Consider the following 20404-nt stretch of genomic DNA (forward strand, 5'->3'; position numbering starts at 1 on the left):
CGGGCAGGACAATGCACGGGGTAGGTCTTCAGGACCACGACAGAACCAAGTTCAAGCCGCAGTGATCATGTACTCTTTTTCAGAGTCTTGTTCCGGGTCGACTTCAGCGTTGAGGTCGCTCCATTTGGCACGGGTGGTACGTCCCATTTCGCGCCAACCGAAGATCACGACGATCGCTATGGCGCTCAACATGTTCACCGATACGAAGCCGTTTATATAGGTCGGGTCACCGCCCCATAGGCCTGGAAGCACAGGCAACATGAAGAATGCACAGTTGCTGATGATCTGCATGATCAACAGGATGGTGCCACTCCGTGTCATGTTATACGTCCAGCTCAGAAAGAATGTCAATGCGATCATGCTCAACATGAACATATGCCAAGGGTAACCATCCGGTACACCCTCACCGATCAAAAGCATAGGTAAATACCAAAGGCCCCATGCCGTTCCGGCTAACAAACAAGCAGGCAAAGCCTTATAGCGGTCCTGCAAACGGGTCACGGAGAATTTCATCCAAGCGGTCTCTTCCACGAATGCGATCCCGACGATGAACGGCATATTCTTCATGAGGTTGCCTAGGTTCTCCCAAGAGCCACCGAAAAAATCATCCACCACGAATCCGGGCCACGCGCGAATTCCAAGGATCGCAATGGTCGTGATCCCGATGTAGGTGAATATGGGCTTCCATAAAAAAGCGAGCGCGTACCATATAGCCGATACCTTCCAATGGAAGAAAGCCCCGAACAGCTTGCGCATGCCGGCCATGCCTTCTAAATAGGCCGTGATCATTACTGCGAATACGAGCGGTCCGAATACACGGAACCGAAAGATCATATGAGCAACCTCGTCGTTGCTTATATGCGTGCCTGGAGCAAGTTTGGCCCAAACTACGCCTACCACAACGAATTGGTAGGATAAGGTGAGCAACACAAAAAGAAGTACGGGGTAACGGCTAACGAATGCACGCATGGGAAAGTGGGAAAGTGGGACGAATATAGCTTTTACCCCGACGGGCGGTCAATTTCTGCGGGTGAAATAACCAACTTCCTGTTGGCAATTGAACTTCTCAGGTCACTGAATAGTTAGTGAATTGGGGCTTGTACGGACTATGCCAAGATGGGGTTACTAGGGTGTGGATCGGGTACGTGCAGCGACAAATTCCGCATGGCTACTTTCGCGGACCAATCACCACAGATGTACGGAACGATAAAGGACCAATTGGTCAATGAACTTGCGGCTATCCAAGAAGCCGGGCTATACAAAAAGGAACGCATTATCCGCAGCAAGCAGAATGCGGAGATCACGGTCGGTTCCCAGAAGGTGCTGAATTTCTGTGCCAACAATTACTTGGGCCTCTCGTCACACCCGGAGGTAGTGCAAGCGGCCCATGCCACGCTGGATGATCATGGTTATGGGCTGAGCAGTGTTCGGTTCATTTGCGGTACCCAGGACATCCACAAGGAGCTGGAGGAGAAATTGTCAAAGTTCCATTCGCTCGATGATACCATTCTCTATGCGGCTTGTTTCGACGCGAATGGAGGGGTCTTCGAACCGCTGTTCTCAGAACAGGACGCGATCATCAGTGACTCTCTGAACCATGCAAGCATCATCGATGGCGTGCGCTTGAGCAAAGCCATGCGGTACCGGTATGCCAATAACGATATGGCGGACCTTGAGGTCCAGTTGAGAATGGCCCGGGCAGATGGTGCTCGGAACATCATCATCGTTACCGACGGTGTCTTCAGCATGGATGGGATCATCGCTGACCTAAAAGGTGTCTGCGACCTGGCCGACAAGTATGAAGCGCTGGTGATGGTGGATGAATGCCACGCTGCAGGCTTTATTGGGAAAACGGGTAGAGGGAGCGTTGAGCATTGCGGTGTTACCGGACGCGTGGATATCATTACCGGTACATTGGGCAAAGCGCTCGGTGGTGCTATGGGTGGCTACACAAGTGCACGAAAAGAGATCGTTGAACTCCTGCGTCAACGTTCACGGCCTTACCTGTTCAGTAATTCATTGGCCCCCTCCATTGTAGGTGCTTCCATTAAAGTGATCGATATCCTTACGGCATCCACGGAATTGCGCGATCGTCTCGAAAAGAACGTGGATCGGTTCCGGAGCGGGATCGAAGCGCTCGGATTCAAGACACGCGGAGCCGGAGCGGCCATTGTACCCGTTATGCTAGGGGATGCCAAGCTCAGCCAGGTAATGGCGGATAAGCTGTTGGATGAAGGTATCTATGTGATCGGGTTCTTTTACCCTGTTGTACCGAAAGATACCGCACGCATTCGCGTTCAGCTGAGTGCAGCACATACCGATGAACACATCGATAAGGCTCTTGCAGCTTTCGCAAAAGTGGGTAAGGAGCTAGGCGTGATCTGAATAGGACTACTGGATTTCGTGCGTTGTTGTTCTCGTTAGAATCAGGTTTCACGGTACATTGCCGCTGATCCGGGTTCGAGCTATAGAACCGATCCGAATGGACGGACCCCCTTACAACGATCAATTCCTTGCAATGCTAAGAGCCCTTTTCTTCCTGTGCACGATCTCACTATCGGTTTCCATGAATGCACAATTGGAGCAATTCCGATATGCGTCCGGTACACTGCCCGGTTGGGTGCAATTGATGTATGCGCCTGACCCTGACCCTAGTGCTGTGCAAGCTGCATATGAGGCCTATTACGCAACACAGCCGTTCGTGAAGAATGCCCACACACAATACTATAAGCGATGGAAACGCGAGATCGGTCACGAATTGGTGCCGGTAGATCCGCAACAACGCGCTGAATATCCCGAGAGTTCTAGGCAATACGTGATCAAGACGGAACAATTGAATGCTTCCCGTGCTGCAAATTGGAGTTGCATCGGACCCATTGATTGGGACCACGGGTCGGTGGTAAAGAGCTACGCCGCTGGTGCTGCGCATGTCTATACCGTGGAACAAAGTGTCTCCAACATGGATGTTATCTATGCCGGAACCGCTAACGCAGGACTATGGAAAAGCATTGACAAGGGACTGAATTGGCTGAACGTTACGAAGGGTATGTTGGTCGGTGAGGTCCTGAGTATCGAGATCCACATCAGCGATCCGAACATTGTCTATTTCGGTGCGGAAGGTGATCTGTTCAAGTCCATTGACGCAGGTGCAACATGGATCGTTATCGGCGATGCCACCTTCAATGCATTGAGCCACAGTATCCGCGATATCGTCATGCACCCTTCCAATGCGCAATTACTTTACGTGATCAGTGATAAAGGACTATGGCGCAGTACCAATGCCGGTTCCAGTTTCACGCAGATACAGACCGGGATCTGGCAGGAACTGGAGTTCAGGCCGAACGATCCGAATACGGTATATGCCGTTAAACAAACGTCGAACAGAACGGAGTTCTGGCGAAGTACATCCAACGGTGTTTCTTTTTCTCAGATCGTTACAGGTTGGCCGTTACCGGTAGCTCCGGATGAACAGAAACGGACGGAGATCGCTGTGTGTGCAGCGGCTCCGAATGTGGTGTACGCATTGTGTACCGGAGCGGCAAATGGCGGTAGCGGTCTGTACGGTGTTTACAAGAGCAGTGATCAAGGTGTGAATTGGACGTTCCAATGCTGTGGTCCTTCGCCCGCTGGGGTGCCATCACCCACCAATTTCAATTTGATGGGATGGAATGATGTTGGACAGGATGATGGAGGCCAATACTATTATGACCTAGCGTTTGGTGTGGACCCCACGAATGAGAACAAGGTGAACGTTTGCGGCGTGCAACGTTGGGTGAGCACCGATGGTGGAGTATCATTCACGTGCCCAGCAAAATGGAGCCATAGCAGTAAGGTGGATTACGTCCATGCCGATATTCACGACTTCCGCTATTACGGCGGTTCGGAGATCTGGGCCGGGTGTGATGGTGGGGTCTTCTACAGCAATGATGGTGGTGCCACATTCAACAAACGGATGTTCGGCATCAGCGGTACGGACTTCTGGGGATTCGGAGCGGGTGGTTGGACCGGTAGCAATGTGATGCTCGGTGGTGCGTACCACAACGGCACCATGCTCAAGGATAACGATGTGTATACCAACGGATGGGTCTGTACCGATGGTGGTGATGGGTTCCGCGGTTTCGCACATCCGCAATATGATCGGCGCGTATTGAGCGATTACGGCTATAAGACCTTGAGCGGCGATAGGAATGTTGCTAACGGGAACAGTACGTGGAGCAAACAACCATCCGCCAGTTACATAACAGGAGAAAGTAGCGAAATTGTCTGGCACCCCAATGCCGTGAATACAGCTTTCCTTGGTAACGGCACAGCGCTGTGGCGAACGGATGATAACGGTGCTTCATTTATAGAAGTGTATGACTTCGGGGAGGACGTGACCAACATTGATATGGCCCTCAGCGAACCGAACACCATGTACGTATGTACCTATCCCGATTGGTGGGGCGTGAAGAAGGTATGGCGCACCGTTGACGGCGGCATTAACTGGACGAACATTACACCGAATTCCGCAATGATCAACGGGAACACGTGGGTTCCTTACGATGTAACTGTAAGCGCGACCGACCCACAGACCGTGTGGCTCTGCCGCACCAGCCAGTACGGTAACTCACCGAACATGGATGGCTACCTCGTTTACAAAAGCGTGAACGGCGGATCTTCATGGACCAACATCACGGATGCGAACCTGAACGGTGAATGGCCATCGAACATCGTACATCAGTTGGGCAGTGCAGGTGATCTGTACATCGGAACACGCCGAGGTGTGTATCACCGGAGCAATGCTGCACCTGCGTGGGCACTTTGGAACGCAGGACTCCCCACCAAGATCTATAGCACACGCTTATTGATCAATTACCGGGATGGCAAGATCCGCAACGGTACCGATCGCAGTGTTTGGGAAAGTGCCCTGGAGACCTTGGCGGGTCCTGTTGCGAATTTCGCTGCGGACAAACGCACCGTATCGTGTCTTTCTCCAGACGTGCAATTCTGGGATAACAGTGCGTTGAACGGAACCAATGCGACCTGGAGCTGGAGCTTTCCAGGTGGATCGCCAGCCACAAGTACCGATCGAAGTCCGGTGGTCTCGTATTCAACACCCGGCGTATATGACGTAACGCTTGATGTGAGCGATGCCAACGGGAACAGTACCCGAACGCTTCCCGGCTACATCACCGTTGAGAACAGCACAGCCTCCACACCGTTGATCGCGGATGCAGAAGATCAGTTGCTGACACCTGCTGGATGGAGCCTCGAAAACCCGGACAACGCGGATACTTGGAGCAATCTGGCGGTGACGATCGGTGCGGATGGAAATGCGACGCGGGCATGGCGCATCGACAATTATTACTACAACGCTCCCGGTCAGTTGGATCGTTTGATCTCGCCGGTGACAACGCTAGGTGGTAGTTCCGGAACACGATTGAAATTCCATCACGCGTATAAAATGTATGGCGCTTCGTATACGGACGGTCTTCGCGTGGAGATCAGTACCAATTGCGGAAGTTCATGGATCCAACTGTACTACGCGGAAGCAGGCGCACTTGCCACTTCCGCAACGGGATCCACTCCGTGGGCACCAGGGCTGGCAACCGATTGGCTGTTGCATGATATCGACATCAGCGCATACGATGGGCAACAGGTCGTGATCCGATTCACAGCAGTGAATGACTATGGCGACAGGCTCTACCTGGACAATATCCAAGTGGTGAACAGCGGTATGCGATTGGCTTTGAAGATGATGTTGGAAGGAGCATACGAAACGAACATCGGGTCGATGCGGGATGACCTACGGATAGCTGCGTTGATCCCTGCGTTACAACCTTACACTGCTCCGGAATTCGTGCATGTGGGTGGTGGTGGAGAGACCATTCAGGCCGGTGTACAGAGCATCACGGGAAACAACGCGATCGTGGATTGGGTATTCATTGAATTGCGTTCCGAAGGGTCACCGACCACCGTTGTTGCTACGCGTTCCGCGCTTCTACAGAGCGATGGTGATGTCGTAGCGGAGGATGGTATTTCGCCGGTGAGTTTCAATGCTCCTACAGGGAACTATTTCATTGTCGCGCGGCATCGTAATCACTTGGGGTGCATGACCGCAGCTGCGATCCCGTTCACTACTGGAACCGCAAGTGTAGATCTTACCAACCCGCTTACACTTACTTATGGTACCGAAGCTCAAAAAGAGGTGAACGGAGTGCGTGTACTGTGGTTAGGGAACGTGGTCCATGATCTGGTGATCAAGTACACCGGCACGGTAAATGATCGGGACGTGATCCTTACAAAGATCGGGGGGGTAGTACCAACGAATACTGTGAACGGCTACCATTCAGAGGATTGCAATATGGATGGTGTGGTGCGCTATACGGGAACCAATAATGATCGCGATCCAATTCTGACCAACATCGGCGGGGTGGTACCTACGAACGTGCGGATCCAACAGTTGCCGTAAGTGATCATTGGTAAAAGCGTTGTTCGTCTATGAGAAATGGAGTGCGTTTTCCAATTGAATTCATGGGTTCCTTTTTGAGAAGATATGAGTTCTTGTATCCTAAGCGCATAGCTGCACAAGGTTATTGGGTCTCAACCACACCTCCTCCTTGAGTGTAGACCATTTGTGAAATTGGTTTAACTGCAAAGGTGTCGATTTGGAGAGACTTTGCTCCATAGTTGATCACATATCCGCGGTACGGTGGACTTATCTGTGTTTATCCGTGTCTATCTGTGGTTCCTCGATCTTTCTGCGGGCGCGGGTCGAAGACCCGATGGCCCTGCAGCGCTGCTCCTCACCGCTATCAATTTTGAATATGGGTTCTTAACACATCCACTTGTTGGTATTTGTTAGGTGAGCCCGGTACTTGTGCTTCCCAATGCGGGTAGGTTTGCAGGAGGTGTTGGAGCTCTCACCATCCGCCTGAACATTTAATGTTGCGGACGGTCATGCTTTATTCTTTGATCAGGGGTGAGCCATGTTCCGGCCAGAGAAGTTGATGATACTCCTATCAAATACACAATGGTTGGATCCCGGACCCACACTGCTTTCTTCAAACTACATCTGACACATACTACGCTACGTATGAGCTGTTCATTACGCTATTGTTTCACGGTCCTGTTGGTATTCATTGCGACCGCGTCTTCATTCGGGATCGTCGTTCGGTTTGACGACGGAGCGGAATTTTGTCGCTGGGAACTGCAGGCCATGGCGATACAACCGCCAATGTTGGTGATCGGTGATAACGATGATGATGGTGTGTTGGATGAAGTTGATCTGGATGATGACAACGACGGGATCCTGGATGTTGCTGAGATGGATTGTCTCATAACGGTTCCTGTTGCGCAGGACCCGAACCCTTCAGTGACAGTGGATGACGGTATCGTGGACATCACCTATACGGAACTCACCACCACGTTGGCTACCGCTGTAGAAGGAGGGTATACCTATGTGTATCCTGAAGGCTTCGGTACTGCGGAGATCGAGTTCGCACCTGCTGCCGTGAACATGGAATTCTATCTGGTGGACATGGACCGCTTGGAACGGGTCTATCTAGATGTGTTCGATGCCAGCGGTACGCTTGTTCCTGATGTCACAGCCTATGTTACCGTTCTCGGTGCTTCAATTACCGTAGCTTCTGATGCAACACATAGCTGTGATGTATCCAGTACTTTCGATACCAGCGTCGATTCCTTCGAGCCACAGGTCACCGTACGTTTTGTGTTTCCGTTCCCGGTCTCCAGGATCCGCATGGACCTCTATAACGCTTCAGCTGGAAGTCCAGGATATATCATTGAGACACTTTGCGTTGATCGGTTCTCCGATGGTGATGCCCTTGCCGATCGATTCGATAACGATTCCGATGCGGACGGTTGCCCGGATGCACTTGAAGGTGATGGTGGTTTCTTATTGACCGATATCGATGCGAACGGGCGGCTTACCGGCGGTGTGGATGGTACCGGTGTACCAACAGCAGCCGGTGCTGGGCAAGCTGATGTCAGTGCATACAACGACATGGTATTTGCACCGATCTGTGTGCCAAGCGGTGTTCCTGATGCGATCGATGATGTAGGTGGTAACATTCCGGAAGATGGAGCCAATGGAACCATCAACGTCATTGCAAATGATACGGATACGGATGGTAACCCGACCGCTCCTACCAACGGACCTGGCCAATTCACTGTTGATCTGAACGTTGGTATGCAGGGAATTCAGATCACGGATCCTGATGCTACCGGAGTGTGGACCTATGATCCCGCCACGGGAGTGATCACATTCGATCCGGCGAATAATTTCAACGGCAGTGTTTCACATATCTATCAGTTATGCGATCCCGGTGGATCCTGCAACTCGGCCTTTGTCTCGTTCAACGTCACTCCGGTAAATGATGCGCCAACCGCCGTGGATGATTCATTCGATATCAATGAAGAGGGTGTGCCCAGTGTCAATGTAGCAAGTAACGATGGTGATATCGATAACACGAACGGTCAGCTCACTTGGAGCGTTCTGGACGGAGGTACTGCGGCTGCGAATGGAACGATCATATTCAGCCCTAACGGAAACCTCACCTATATACCGAACGTGAACGCAAGTGGTACGGTCTCTTTCACTTATCAAGTTTGCGATCTTGAACCGTTGTGCGCAACGGCTGCCGCAACGATCATTATCCTTGAAATAAGTGATCCACCTGATGCGATCTCGGATGTAGGTGCAACGCTCGTGGAAGATGGTGCCAACGGTACCATCAACATCATTGCAAATGATACGGATCCAGAAGGAAACCCTACCGCACCCACGAATGGTGTTGGTCAATTCACCGTGGATATCAATACCGGTCTTGGTGGTGTGCAGGTCAACAATACAACAGTGGCAGGCGTATGGACCTATGATCCGGCAACAGGAATTGTCACCTTCGATCCGGCGAATAACTACAACGGCACAGCTGCGATCCAATATCAATTGTGTGACCCGGAAGGATTTTGTGATATTGCGACGATCTCATTCGTTGTGACATCGGTTCCCGACGCGCCTGATGCAGTGGACGATAATGGCGGCGTGCTCGTTGAGGATGGCCCCAACGGAACGGTCAACATCATTGCGAACGACACGGACCCAGAAGGAAACCCCTCCCCGCCGACGAACGGGTTGAACCAATTCAGAATTGACCTGAACCCGGTGGCGGCTGGTATTCAAACAACAGTGACCAATGCACTGGGTACATGGACCTATGCTACGGCGACCGGGATCGTGACCTTCAACCCAGCGAATAACTACCATGGTACCGCAACGCTTTCCTATCAGTTGTGCGACCCGACCGGGCTGTGCGACAATGCGAATATCACGTTCGTCGTTTCTGCCCAGAATGATCCACCGGATGCCGTGGATGACATCGTACTTGCACCATTGATCGAGGACGGAGCGAACGGAACCGTGAACATACTTTCGAACGATACGGATGCGGATGGTACGGTATCAGCACCGACCAATGGTGCAGGCCAATACATCATTGATCTGGACCCCGCGAACCCCGGTTATCAATTGGTGCTACCAACAACGCAAGGTTTCTGGAGCTACAATACCACGACTGGTATCGTCACCTTCAACCCTGCCGATAATTTCTTCGGAACAGCTACCACTCCCTATGTGCTATGTGATCCGGATGGCGGATGTGATCAAGCCAATATCACATTCACTGTCAGTTCCGTAAATGACCTTCCCGATGCGCAGGGCGAATTCGGTGGAACATTGTTGGAAGATGGTGTGAACGGTTCCGTTGACATCCTTGCGAATGATACCGACCAGGATGGTGACCCTGTTCCGCCGACCAACGGCCCTGGTGAATTCACCGTTGATCTTGACACAGGAACACCGGGAGTACAGACGAACATGACCAATGCGGTCGGTGTTTGGACCTACGACCCGGTGACCGGCATCGTTACGTTCGATCCTGCGGATAACTACTATGGCACTGCGCAGTTGACCTATGAGCTTTGCGATCCTGAGGGAGCATGTGATCAGGCAGCGATCACCTTCAATGTTGATCCCGTGAATGATCCGCCGATCGTGAACGATGATATCGATAACACGATACAGAATGGGATCGTATTTACCAATGTGGTAGCGAACGATACCGATAGTCTTGATCCGAACGGCGGCATTGATGTGACCTCCATCACGATCATCGCCGGACCTTTCAATGGAACCGCTAACGCAGAGCTTAATGGTAGTATCTCATATCTCCCGGATCTGGATTACGTGGGCCCGGATTCGATCCAGTACACAGTGTGTGATGTCGGTTACCCGTTGCCGGTGCTCTGTGATACGGCTTGGCTCTTCCTTACCGTGGATGATCTTTCGCCACAGGCCCTTGATGATGTGAGCGCGGTGAATGAGGACGACTTTGTGGTGATCGATGTACTAGCGAACGATAATTCGCCGACCGGAGTATTGCTTATTGGCACTGTGGCGATCGTGGATCTTCCGACCAATGGTACCGCAGTCGTGAATCCGGACGGTACCATTACGTATACACCGGATCCGAACTTCAACGGCGCAGATGACTTCACCTATACCGTTTGCAATGATGCAGGCTTCTGTTCCAACGCTACGGTCGTGATCGATGTGATCCCTGTGAATGATCCACCCGTGGCTGCGGACGACAACTATACCACCGACGAGGATACAGCACTGATCATGGATGTTCTGACCAATGACTCCGATCCGGCAGATCCCAATGGTGGTATTGATAGTACTTCCGTAACGATCCTGAATGGTCCTTTCAATGGAACGGCTGTTGTGAACTTGGATGGCACGATCACGTATGATCCAATACCGAACTACAACGGTCCGGACTCATTGCAATATGTGGTCTGTGACCTCGGGGTTCCGTTACCGGCATTGTGTGATACAGCTTACGTATTCATTACTGTTCTTCCGGTCAATGATGCTCCTGTGGTCAATGATCCATTGGGTGGTACTGTTGATACTCTGTACGTAATTACCTCAGTGAATGTGCCCCTCACTGTTTGTCTGTTGGCATTCGACCTTGATGGGGACCCTGTGGATGTTACCGATGCCCTGAACGGACCAAGCAATGGTGCTATTTCCGGGCTGAGCAATAACGATACGTGTTTCACCTTCACGCCAAACCTCGATTACGTTGGAATGGATACCGTTAATATCGTGTTCTGCGATGATCAAGGTGCTTGTGATACGATCAACGTAGTGATCACGGTCCTACCGAATTCGCCTCCGGTGATCACGGACAATGGAGGCACACCGATCGATACGTTGAACGTTTCAACGTTGACCGATGTACCACTCGTGATCTGTTTGAATGCAACGGATGCTGAAGGCGATACACTTGATGCAACGGCAACATTGAACGGTCCGAACGATGGTATAATGTCCGGTGTGAATGATGGAGACACCTGCGTGACATACACACCGGATCCCGGATATTTTGGAATGGATACCGTTACCGTAGTGGTATGCGACCAGAACGGTGGATGCGATACTGTGGTCGTAGTGATAACTGTGATCCCGAATCAACCGCCGGTGATCGTGGATGAGAACGGAACACCGATCGATAGCCTCGCTGTTACAACTCCGGAGGATCAACCGATCATTATCTGTCTCAATGCGATCGATCCAGATGGCGATGCAGTGGATGTTACCGGTGCAACCTTCGGACCTCTGAACGGTACCCTCAATGGTCTGAATGACAACGATACGTGCTTCACCTATATACCCGATCCGGATTATAATGGACCCGATACGGTTACGATCCAGGTGTGTGATGGTTTAGGAGGGTGTGATGTGATCACGATGGTCATTGATGTTACACCGGTGAACGATCCACCCATTGCTACGAATGACACCGTTACCACGAATGAGGATACTGCAATTACTGTGGATGTGATCAACAACGACAACGATGATGCCGATGGATCACCGCTCGACTCTGCTTCCGTAACCGTGATCGGTGGACCTCAGGACGGCACGGCCACGGTGAACGGCGATGGAACAATATCCTATGTGCCAGGACTGAACTTCAATGGCTCGGATTCCCTCATCTACGTGATCTGCGACACCGGTGTGCCGCTGCCAGCGATCTGCGATACGGCTGTTGTGTACATCACGGTTACACCGGTCAACGACCCACCTGTTATCACGGATGGTGGAGGTACATCGATCGATACATTGAACGTATCAACATTGGTGGATGTGCCGATCGTGATCTGCTTCTTCGCAACGGATGCTGAAGGCGACACGCTTGATGCCACCGCAACATTGAACGGACCGACGAATGGTACCATGTCCGGTGTGAATGATGGTGATACCTGCGTTACGTACACACCTGACCCAGGATTCGTTGGCACGGATACGGTGACGGTTGTGATATGCGATCCATTCAATGGCTGTGATACCGTGGTCGTAGTGATCACCGTGCTCTCGAATCAACCACCGGTGATCGTGGATGGGAACGGAACACCGATCGATTCATTGGCCATTACGACGCCGGAGGATCAATCGATAATCATCTGTCTCAATGCGATCGATCCCGATGGTGACGCAGTGGATGTTACCGGGTCACTCAACGGCCCATTGAATGGTACGATCACAGGTCTGAGCGATAACGACACCTGCTTCACCTACATACCGAACGCCAATTACAACGGACCCGATACGGTTACGATCGAAGTATGCGACGGACTAGGTGCATGCGATGTGATCACAATTATCATTGATGTAACACCGGTGAACGATCCACCAATTGCAACGGATGACATCGTTTCCACAAATGAGGACACAGCGATCATCGTGAATGTGATAAGCAATGATAATGACGATATTGACGGTTCACCGCTCGACCCAACTTCAGTGACCGTGATCGGCGGTCCTCAGGACGGTACAGCGACAGTGAATGGAGACGGAACGATAACCTACATACCCGGTCCGAATTTCAATGGATCGGATTCCCTCATCTACGTGATCTGCGATACCGGTATACCATTGCCTGCGATCTGCGATACGGCTGTTGTGTACATCACGGTTACGCCGGTCAATGATCCGCCGTACGTTGAGGTAGGCGGAAATGTAGTGGATACTGTGTATGCCAATACCATGTTGAATACATCGATCATTATCTGTTTGAACGCGATCGATCCAGAAGGCGATGGAGTCGATGTGACTGCCGTGATCGTTAACCCAACGAACGGAACAGCGACGAACTTCGCGGATGGTGATACGTGCTTCACATACACACCCGATCCTGGTTACGTTGGTGGCGACACGCTGGTGATCACTATATGCGATAACCTCAATGCATGTGATACGATCGTCGTCATCATCAACGTAACGGATAACCTCCCGCCTTGGGCTGTTGATGATACCGCGTCGGTGAATGGTGGCGGTTCTGTTGTAATAGACAATGAAGCCAATGACAGCGATCCAGAAGGTGATCCGTTCACTACTACTGTTGCGACGGCTGGTAACGGAACTGTTGTGATCAATGGTAATGGAACACTGACCTATACCCCGGGTCCGACGTTCTGCGGTACGGATACCATCAGTTACACCATCTGCGATGATAATGGAGCTTGCGATTCCGCGATCATTCTGGTGATCGTGAACTGCCCTCCGGTTGCTGTGGATGATAGCCTATCGACGTTCGAGGATACGCCGATCACCATTGATGTGATGATCAACGATTACGATCTGAACGGTGATCCATTCTCTGTGACCGTTGCAACTGCCGGTAATGGAACGGTGGTGATCAATGGCGACGGATCGTTGACATACACGCCGGATCCGAATTACTGTGGGCAGGATATGATCACCTACACGATCTGCGATACCACAGGATTGTGCGATACCGGGATCGTAACGATCGATGTGATCTGTGTGAACGACCCCCCGATCGCGGTTGATGATAGTACCTCGGTTTCACAAGGAGGTGATGTAACGATCGATGTTGTGGATAATGATATCGATGTGGATGGTGATCCACTTACAGTGACCGATGCGACTGCGATCCATGGTGATGTGACCATCGATCAGGATGGTAACCTGTTCTACAGGCCGCATGTTGGCTATTGCGGACCGGATACCATAACCTACACTGTCTGTGATCCCGGGCCGCTATGCGATATTGGTCAAGTATTCATCACAGTAGAATGTTCGGATGATGCGCTAGCGATACCACAAGGCTTCTCACCGAATGGTGATAACATCGGTGATACGTGGGTGATCACTGGACTGGAGAATTATCCGCAGGCCAGTGTAACGATCTTCAACCGTTGGGGCAATAGCGTCTTTAGTGCTGCGCCATACATGAACGATTGGAAAGGGAATAACACGGGTTCATTCTCACTCGGAGAAGACCTGCCGAACGGAACGTATTGGTACATCCTGGATCTGGGGAATGGTGATGAAGCGCGCACCGGATATGTCTACATCAACCGATAACCAGAGCAACACCAAAGAGACATGAAGAAGCACTTGCACATTCTCCTAGCACTGGTACTTGCGATCGGATCAACGGTTGCCTCAGCGCAACAGGATCCGCAATACACCATGTACATGTGGAACATGATGGCCGTGAATCCGGCATACGCTGGATCCAATGAACTACTGAGCATTACTGCACTGGCCCGTCAACAATGGAGCGGCCTCGATGGCGCGCCAAGCACACAAAGTCTGGTCATCCAATCACCGCTAAAGAACGATAAGCTCGGCCTCGGACTCTCTGTTGTGAATGATAAGGTCGGTCCGGTGAATACCACATTGATCTATGGCGATTTTGCCTATCGCATCCGAACAGGACAGAATACGCGACTAGCGTTCGGACTGAAAGCAGGTATCAATCTGTTCCAAGCAAAAGTGGGTGAATTGGCGAATGTGAATGCATCGGACCCGGTTTTCCAACAGAACGTTTCCGGTAAACCCGCTCCCAATTTCGGTTTCGGATTGTACTACTGGGGCAAGAAAGGATACCTCGGTCTCAGTGCTCCCAAGTTGATGGAGAACAGTTATGGAACGGTGGTCACTTCCGCTGGTGAGACAGAGGTCCTGGCTGAAAAGAGACACTTTTTTCTTGTCGGTGGATACGTATTCACACTCAGCGATGCTGTAAAACTGCGGCCATCGTTCTTGGTAAAAGCAGTGGACGGCGCGCCGATCAGTATCGACCTCAGTGCGTTATTTGTCATCCATGATCGGTTCTGGATCGGTGGCGCTTACCGCAATCAGTCGAGCTGTTCCGCAATTGCAGCGTTCCAAGTAACGGATCAGTTCAAAGTGGGATACGCCTACGATTTTACAACGACAGAACTTCGCGGCTATCAAAGCGGTTCACATGAATTGATGCTCACTTACGATCTCCGTTTCAATAAGAATAAGATCCTCTCACCACGCTACTTCTGATCCATGCACACGCAGATGACCTATATGTATATGAACAGGACCATCATGACCGTGATCACTGCATTGTTGATCGCGACAGGATCCTACGCACAGAGCGGCCTGATCAAACGGGCGGATAAGAAATATGCAGCGTTCTCCTACATCGAAGCTGCCAGGTTGTATGAATTGGCTGTAGGGAAAGGTGCCGCGGAATTGGACGTTGCTTCGAACCTAGCAGATTGCTACTGGCGCTTACGCGATATGCGCAATGCGGAACGCTGGTACGCGAAAGCTGTAGCGCCGCCCACCGCAAGTCCACAGGATGTTTATCGGTACAGTGAGGTGCTGCGGAGCAACGGAAAGATCGCTGAGGCGGACCTCGTTCTGGAGCGATATAAAGGACTTGCTGCACAGGATTCGCGAACTGAATTGCAGGACAACGCCGTCGGTTATGTGAAGGAACTGAACGAACGGAATCTACTTGGCGCATCCGTGAAGAACCTTGATATCAATTCCGAACGATCAGACATGGGAGTGGGTATGCTCGGTGAGCAAGTAACATTCGCTTCCGCGCGAAGGGATAGGGCTGCAGAAGAACGGAACCATACGTGGAATGATGCGCCATTCCTTGATCTGTATGTAGCCGATGCAAGTACGACCGGTGACCTGACCAACGTGCGACCATTGGATGGCCCGTTCAATACCAAGTACCACGAAAGCAACTTGAGTGCGACCTCCGCAGGACAACAAGTGCTGTTCACACGGAACAACTACGATGGACATAAACGCGGCAAGGACGAAAGTGGTGTGACCGGTCTGAAAATGTATTCGACCTCGCGTTCGGGTACCGGTCCATGGGAGAAGGAAAATGCATTCATCCATAACAATGATCGGTACTCCGTTGGGCACCCTGCATTAACACCCGATGGCAACCGATTGTACTTCACCAGCAATAGACCGGGTGGAAAAGGCGGTACCGATATCTGGTATTGTGAGAAGGCCGGTATAGGCGGTTGGGGCCCCGCTGCGAATGCGGAAGGGATCAATACCGAAGGCAATGAAATGTTCCCGTTCATCACCACGGACAATGTGCTCTTCTTTGCTTCCGACGGTCACAAAGGCCTTGGTGGTCTTGATGTAATGATGGCGAATGTCACAGGCACCACATTCAGTAAAGTGCGGAATCCCGGTGCACCGATCAACAGTACTGCGGATGATCTTGGGTTCGTTCTGCGCAACAGTTCCAGCGGTTATTTTTCCAGCGATCGCCTTGGAGGAAAGGGTGATGATGATATTTATTCCGTTACGATCACTGCGAAGTTGCGGAATGAATTGAAGATCGATGGCATCGTAAGAGAGGGTACAACGAACGCACCATTGGCAGGTGTGCTGGTGAAGAAGGTCGGAGCGAATGGCGAGACACTTGATTCCACGATGACGGATGCCAGCGGTCGATACGGTTTCTCACTTGAACCTGGCCAGCAATACTCCATCACTGCGGAAAAGGAGGAGTTCATTAAATACGCAACGGACCTGGATCTATTAACTGAACTGGATACACTAGTGGAGAAGGATCTTACGCTGGTCAGTGCATTGGGGATCTCTTTCCTGATGCATGTCACCGACCTTGGAACAGGCGATCCGCTGAAGGATGTGAACGTGAACATCGTTGAAGATCGATCACCGGAACCATTGTTGATCGGCATGACTAATGACAAAGGAAACGTTCGTACGGCGCTGGAGAAACGAGCCATTGGTGACGAACTGAACATGCAGATCCGGCTTTCGCGCAAGGGCTACCTCAGCAAGAAGATCACGTACAATGAACTGATCAAAGCGTATGGAGAATTGAAGAAGAACGAATCAATGGAAGTGGGCCTTCAACCGGCAGCGAAAGGCGATGACCTCGGTTCGCTTATAGACCTACAGACGATCTATTTCGACGTGAACAAAGCGAATATCCGTCCGGATGCAGCCGCTGAATTGAATAGAATGGTGGAGGTGATGAATGATAACCCGGGGATCGTCATCGAGCTCGGTAGTCATTCCGATTGTCGCGGTTCCGTTGAGTACAACAGGGTATTGAGCGATAAACGTGCGAAGAGCAGTATGGCCTTCATCGTAAGCAAAGGGATCGCGCGTTCACGTATCACAGGAAAAGGATACGGCGAAAGCAAATTGGTGAACGATTGCCCGTGCGAAGGAAGCGTAGAGAGTACTTGTACAGAGGAACAACACCAACTCAATCGCAGAACGGAATTCATCATTAAGAAGATGTGATCTGGTATTTTCTAATAGAAAAAAGGAGCCGTGAACGTGGCTCCTTTTTTTGTTCGATGAATGCGTCTTTTCAAATGCACGCCCAGCTAAAACGAACCTGCGCCACAAGTGTTGGATATTCAAGCCTCTTTGTCTTAAACAATGAACAAGAGGATCAGTTTACATGTTCGACTTAAGCATTCGCTAGCGGTATTTTTCCCATGCTCTCGCTACTATAGCTTCATGATGTGCATCAATGAGTTGCACCCAATCACTGTCTTCAAGTTGATCCGCAATGGTTCTGGCTTTTGTGGATGCTTCAAGTGCTTTAGCAAACTCATCATTTTGATACAGGAACCAGGAGTATTTATCCCACGTAATGTAGTCTGTCTCAATTTCGTAATTCCAGTTGATACAGAGTATCCTATATCGCTCGTGGGTAGGTAAGAAGTAAAAGAACAATGCGATCGGGATCGTGATCAGGATAGGCAAAAGCCTTTTTGGGTGCCCTGCGCGAATGATAAAGACTGCGGCTACTAACGTCAGTAGTGCTGCAACGATCAGAATCACCGATTGTATTGGCAGGAACTTGACGGACACGAATACTAGCAGTAACCACCCGAAGTTTGCCAACGTCAGCAGTAACGTGGCCTTTTGCTGTTTTTTCAGTACGCCTACTATTAACGATATGACTACTCCCACAAGACCGATCAGGATCAATATGGCATTGTAGTGAATGTGAAACAGCTTTAGCAGCAATCCCATATAGAAGAGGACTTGGGATATGATATTGATTATTCTCATGTGATTTCAAATAGCGGGAATGCAATGATCGTTCTTGCGATCAAATGCATGCAAAAGAGTGACCATCAACATCACGACTCTCTACAATTTCATGAAACGCAACCCCGGCCCCACCAGTTCATGCCCCAACATAGGCAAAGCGAAATAGCCACCCGGTTCCCTGTCCAGTATCACGAATGAATTGGTGCCAGCGATCGTCGCCACCGTTCTGCCCGAAAGATCGAAGATCCGGATGCGGTCCGTGCGTTGAGGACCTTGTACGTTGAACACATCCGTTACGGGATCCGGATAAAGACGCCAAGCATCGATCGCATCGGAATGTTCTTCTGTGCTTGTAGGCCCATTATTGATTCCCCATAGCCTTTGGGTAAAGCCATTCGTGTCGTCATCCATATTGCGGAATCCAACGCGCACATAGCCGGTCCCGACACTCGGAGGCGAATAGAAATAATTGTAGAAATGTTGTTCGTCGCCCGCAGGGATGGTAACGTACGCCGTAATCGTGTCCGTCTGATAACAGATATCCATGCACAGCGAGCTGCTCCAACCCGTTGGTAGTTGCATGTTCATGCGCACAACACGCACCTGTACATCTGAGGTCGATGGGTTAGTGAGCAGACATTCAGCGGTCAACGTGGTCGCGTCGGCACCGTAGACCGTGTCGTTGCCGGTCAGTTCGAAAGTGAAGGAGCCTCCTAAAGTCGTTGTGCAATCCACGGGATTTCCTAACAGGCTATCAATATCACAGATGATGTTCTCCGGATCCTTATCGTACCAATCGTGGTGTGCGAAGAGCACGCCAGTGGTATCGATCAAGTACGCGTTGTTCGGCTGAGGTCCGTAATAGTCCCACCATTCGTTGCAGGGTCCGTCCAAATAGATCGGAGCATCGATCTGCATATCCAACGTAAGTGCATCCAGCACATCCTTCCGCTCGCCATAAGTTGTTGGTTGGCGATAGAGAATGCCCGCGCTGATGTTCTGGGCTCCCGTATTCACCACGCCGAAATACGGACTGATATCCTGATCGGGATGTGCTTCAACAGTGTAAATGATCACGGTGGTCAATTCATCGCCATAGGTCGCAACTACACTGTTGATGGATGGGACCTTGTTCCGGAAGACCGGGCAAGTATAGCTCGCGCTGATCATCAACACCGGCTTGCCGGCAGCCAATGCATCATGCAGGTTGAACGCATTTCCATCGCGGTCATACAGCGTGAAGTCCGCTGCGGTTTCTCCCGCATCTCGGCCAACTGAGGTGATCGGAGGTGTTTGCAGTGGTAGTGTACAGACTGGATCATCGTTGCCCGGAAGCGTACTAATACCAATGCTAGGCAGAAGGACAGGTTGACCACTAAGCAAGGGAGCGATCAGCAAGGCGAAGGAAAGAAGTGAGGATCTCATTGGACGTACACGAATAGGTGAAGATAAGACGCATTTTGCTCCTTTCGGTTCAATAGTAAGGGTGATGCGTAGCGGTCTGAGAACAGGGCCGGCATGGTCTGAGTCAAGAAAAATTCCGATACCATTTGCACGATTCAATTATTCATCGTAATATTGCGATTAATAAGACCAAAACATGGGACTTGCCAAACTCGAAGAATTCACGGTGCGCGATAATCGGATAGCTCGTTATGCGAAAGCCTTAGCACATCCGGCGCGTGTAGCCATTTTGAGGTTATTGATCAAGAAGAACGCTTGTGTCTGTGGTGATATCGTGGATGAGCTACCCCTCTCGCAGAGTACGGTGAGCCAGCATTTGAAGGAATTGAAAGAAGCCGGTTTGATTCAAGGAGATATCGATGGTAAGCGCGTCTGTTATTGCATCGACCCCAAAGAATGGGCGATGGCGCAGAAGACTTTTATTGAGATGATGACCAGCTTCAAAGCGGTTGATACCACATGTTGTACCTGAACGAACATTGAACGTAAAATAACGAT

9 protein-coding genes are annotated in these 20404 nt (G+C 50.9%); 6 read left to right on the top strand and 3 right to left on the bottom strand.

From position 1 onward, the window contains the following. Window positions 1-51: 51 nt before the first annotated feature. Window positions 52-969 (bottom strand): hypothetical protein, encoded by a 918-nt coding sequence (locus IPF95_06245; protein ID MBK6474295.1) that lies wholly within the window; start codon window positions 967-969, stop codon window positions 52-54. A gap of 225 nt (window positions 970-1194) precedes the next feature. Here IPF95_06245 and kbl point away from each other — a divergent pair, with 225 nt between their 5' ends. The 5 genes from kbl (at window position 1195) to IPF95_06270 (ending at window position 17677) form a co-directional block, all read left to right on the top strand. Then, window positions 1195-2385 (top strand): glycine C-acetyltransferase, encoded by a 1191-nt coding sequence (kbl, locus tag IPF95_06250; GenBank protein ID MBK6474296.1) that lies wholly within the window; start codon window positions 1195-1197, stop codon window positions 2383-2385. A gap of 97 nt (window positions 2386-2482) precedes the next feature. Beyond that, window positions 2483-6451, top strand: a complete 3969-nt coding sequence (locus tag IPF95_06255) for a PKD domain-containing protein (protein MBK6474297.1) — start codon at window positions 2483-2485, stop codon at window positions 6449-6451. Window positions 6452-7075: 624 nt separating this feature from the next. Beyond that, on the top strand, window positions 7076-14461 hold the full coding sequence (locus IPF95_06260; protein MBK6474298.1) for a tandem-95 repeat protein: 7386 nt from the start codon (window positions 7076-7078) through the stop codon (window positions 14459-14461). Between the two features lie 21 nt (window positions 14462-14482). After that, complete coding sequence (locus tag IPF95_06265; protein ID MBK6474299.1) at window positions 14483-15418, top strand: type IX secretion system membrane protein PorP/SprF; 936 nt, start codon at window positions 14483-14485, stop codon at window positions 15416-15418. A 3-nt stretch (window positions 15419-15421) separates the two neighbouring features. Beyond that, window positions 15422-17677, top strand: coding sequence for an OmpA family protein (locus IPF95_06270; GenBank protein MBK6474300.1), 2256 nt, complete (start codon window positions 15422-15424; stop codon window positions 17675-17677). Between the two features lie 183 nt (window positions 17678-17860). Here the strand turns inward: IPF95_06270 and IPF95_06275 are convergent, their stop codons facing one another. Together IPF95_06275 and IPF95_06280 are read right to left on the bottom strand one after the other, a co-directional pair. Beyond that, the gene (locus tag IPF95_06275) at window positions 17861-18460 is read right to left on the bottom strand and encodes a hypothetical protein (protein ID MBK6474301.1); all 600 of its coding nucleotides are present in this window, start codon (window positions 18458-18460) and stop codon (window positions 17861-17863) included. Window positions 18461-18541: 81 nt separating this feature from the next. Further along, window positions 18542-19867, bottom strand: coding sequence for a redoxin domain-containing protein (locus tag IPF95_06280; GenBank protein MBK6474302.1), 1326 nt, complete (start codon window positions 19865-19867; stop codon window positions 18542-18544). Window positions 19868-20042: 175 nt separating this feature from the next. Between IPF95_06280 and IPF95_06285 the strand changes: the two genes are divergently transcribed. Beyond that, window positions 20043-20378 (top strand): winged helix-turn-helix transcriptional regulator, encoded by a 336-nt coding sequence (locus tag IPF95_06285; GenBank protein MBK6474303.1) that lies wholly within the window; start codon window positions 20043-20045, stop codon window positions 20376-20378. Window positions 20379-20404 lie beyond the last annotated feature (26 nt).

This window comes from Flavobacteriales bacterium (genome assembly GCA_016704485.1).
Lineage (GTDB): Bacteria > Bacteroidota > Bacteroidia > Flavobacteriales_F > PHOS-HE28 > PHOS-HE28.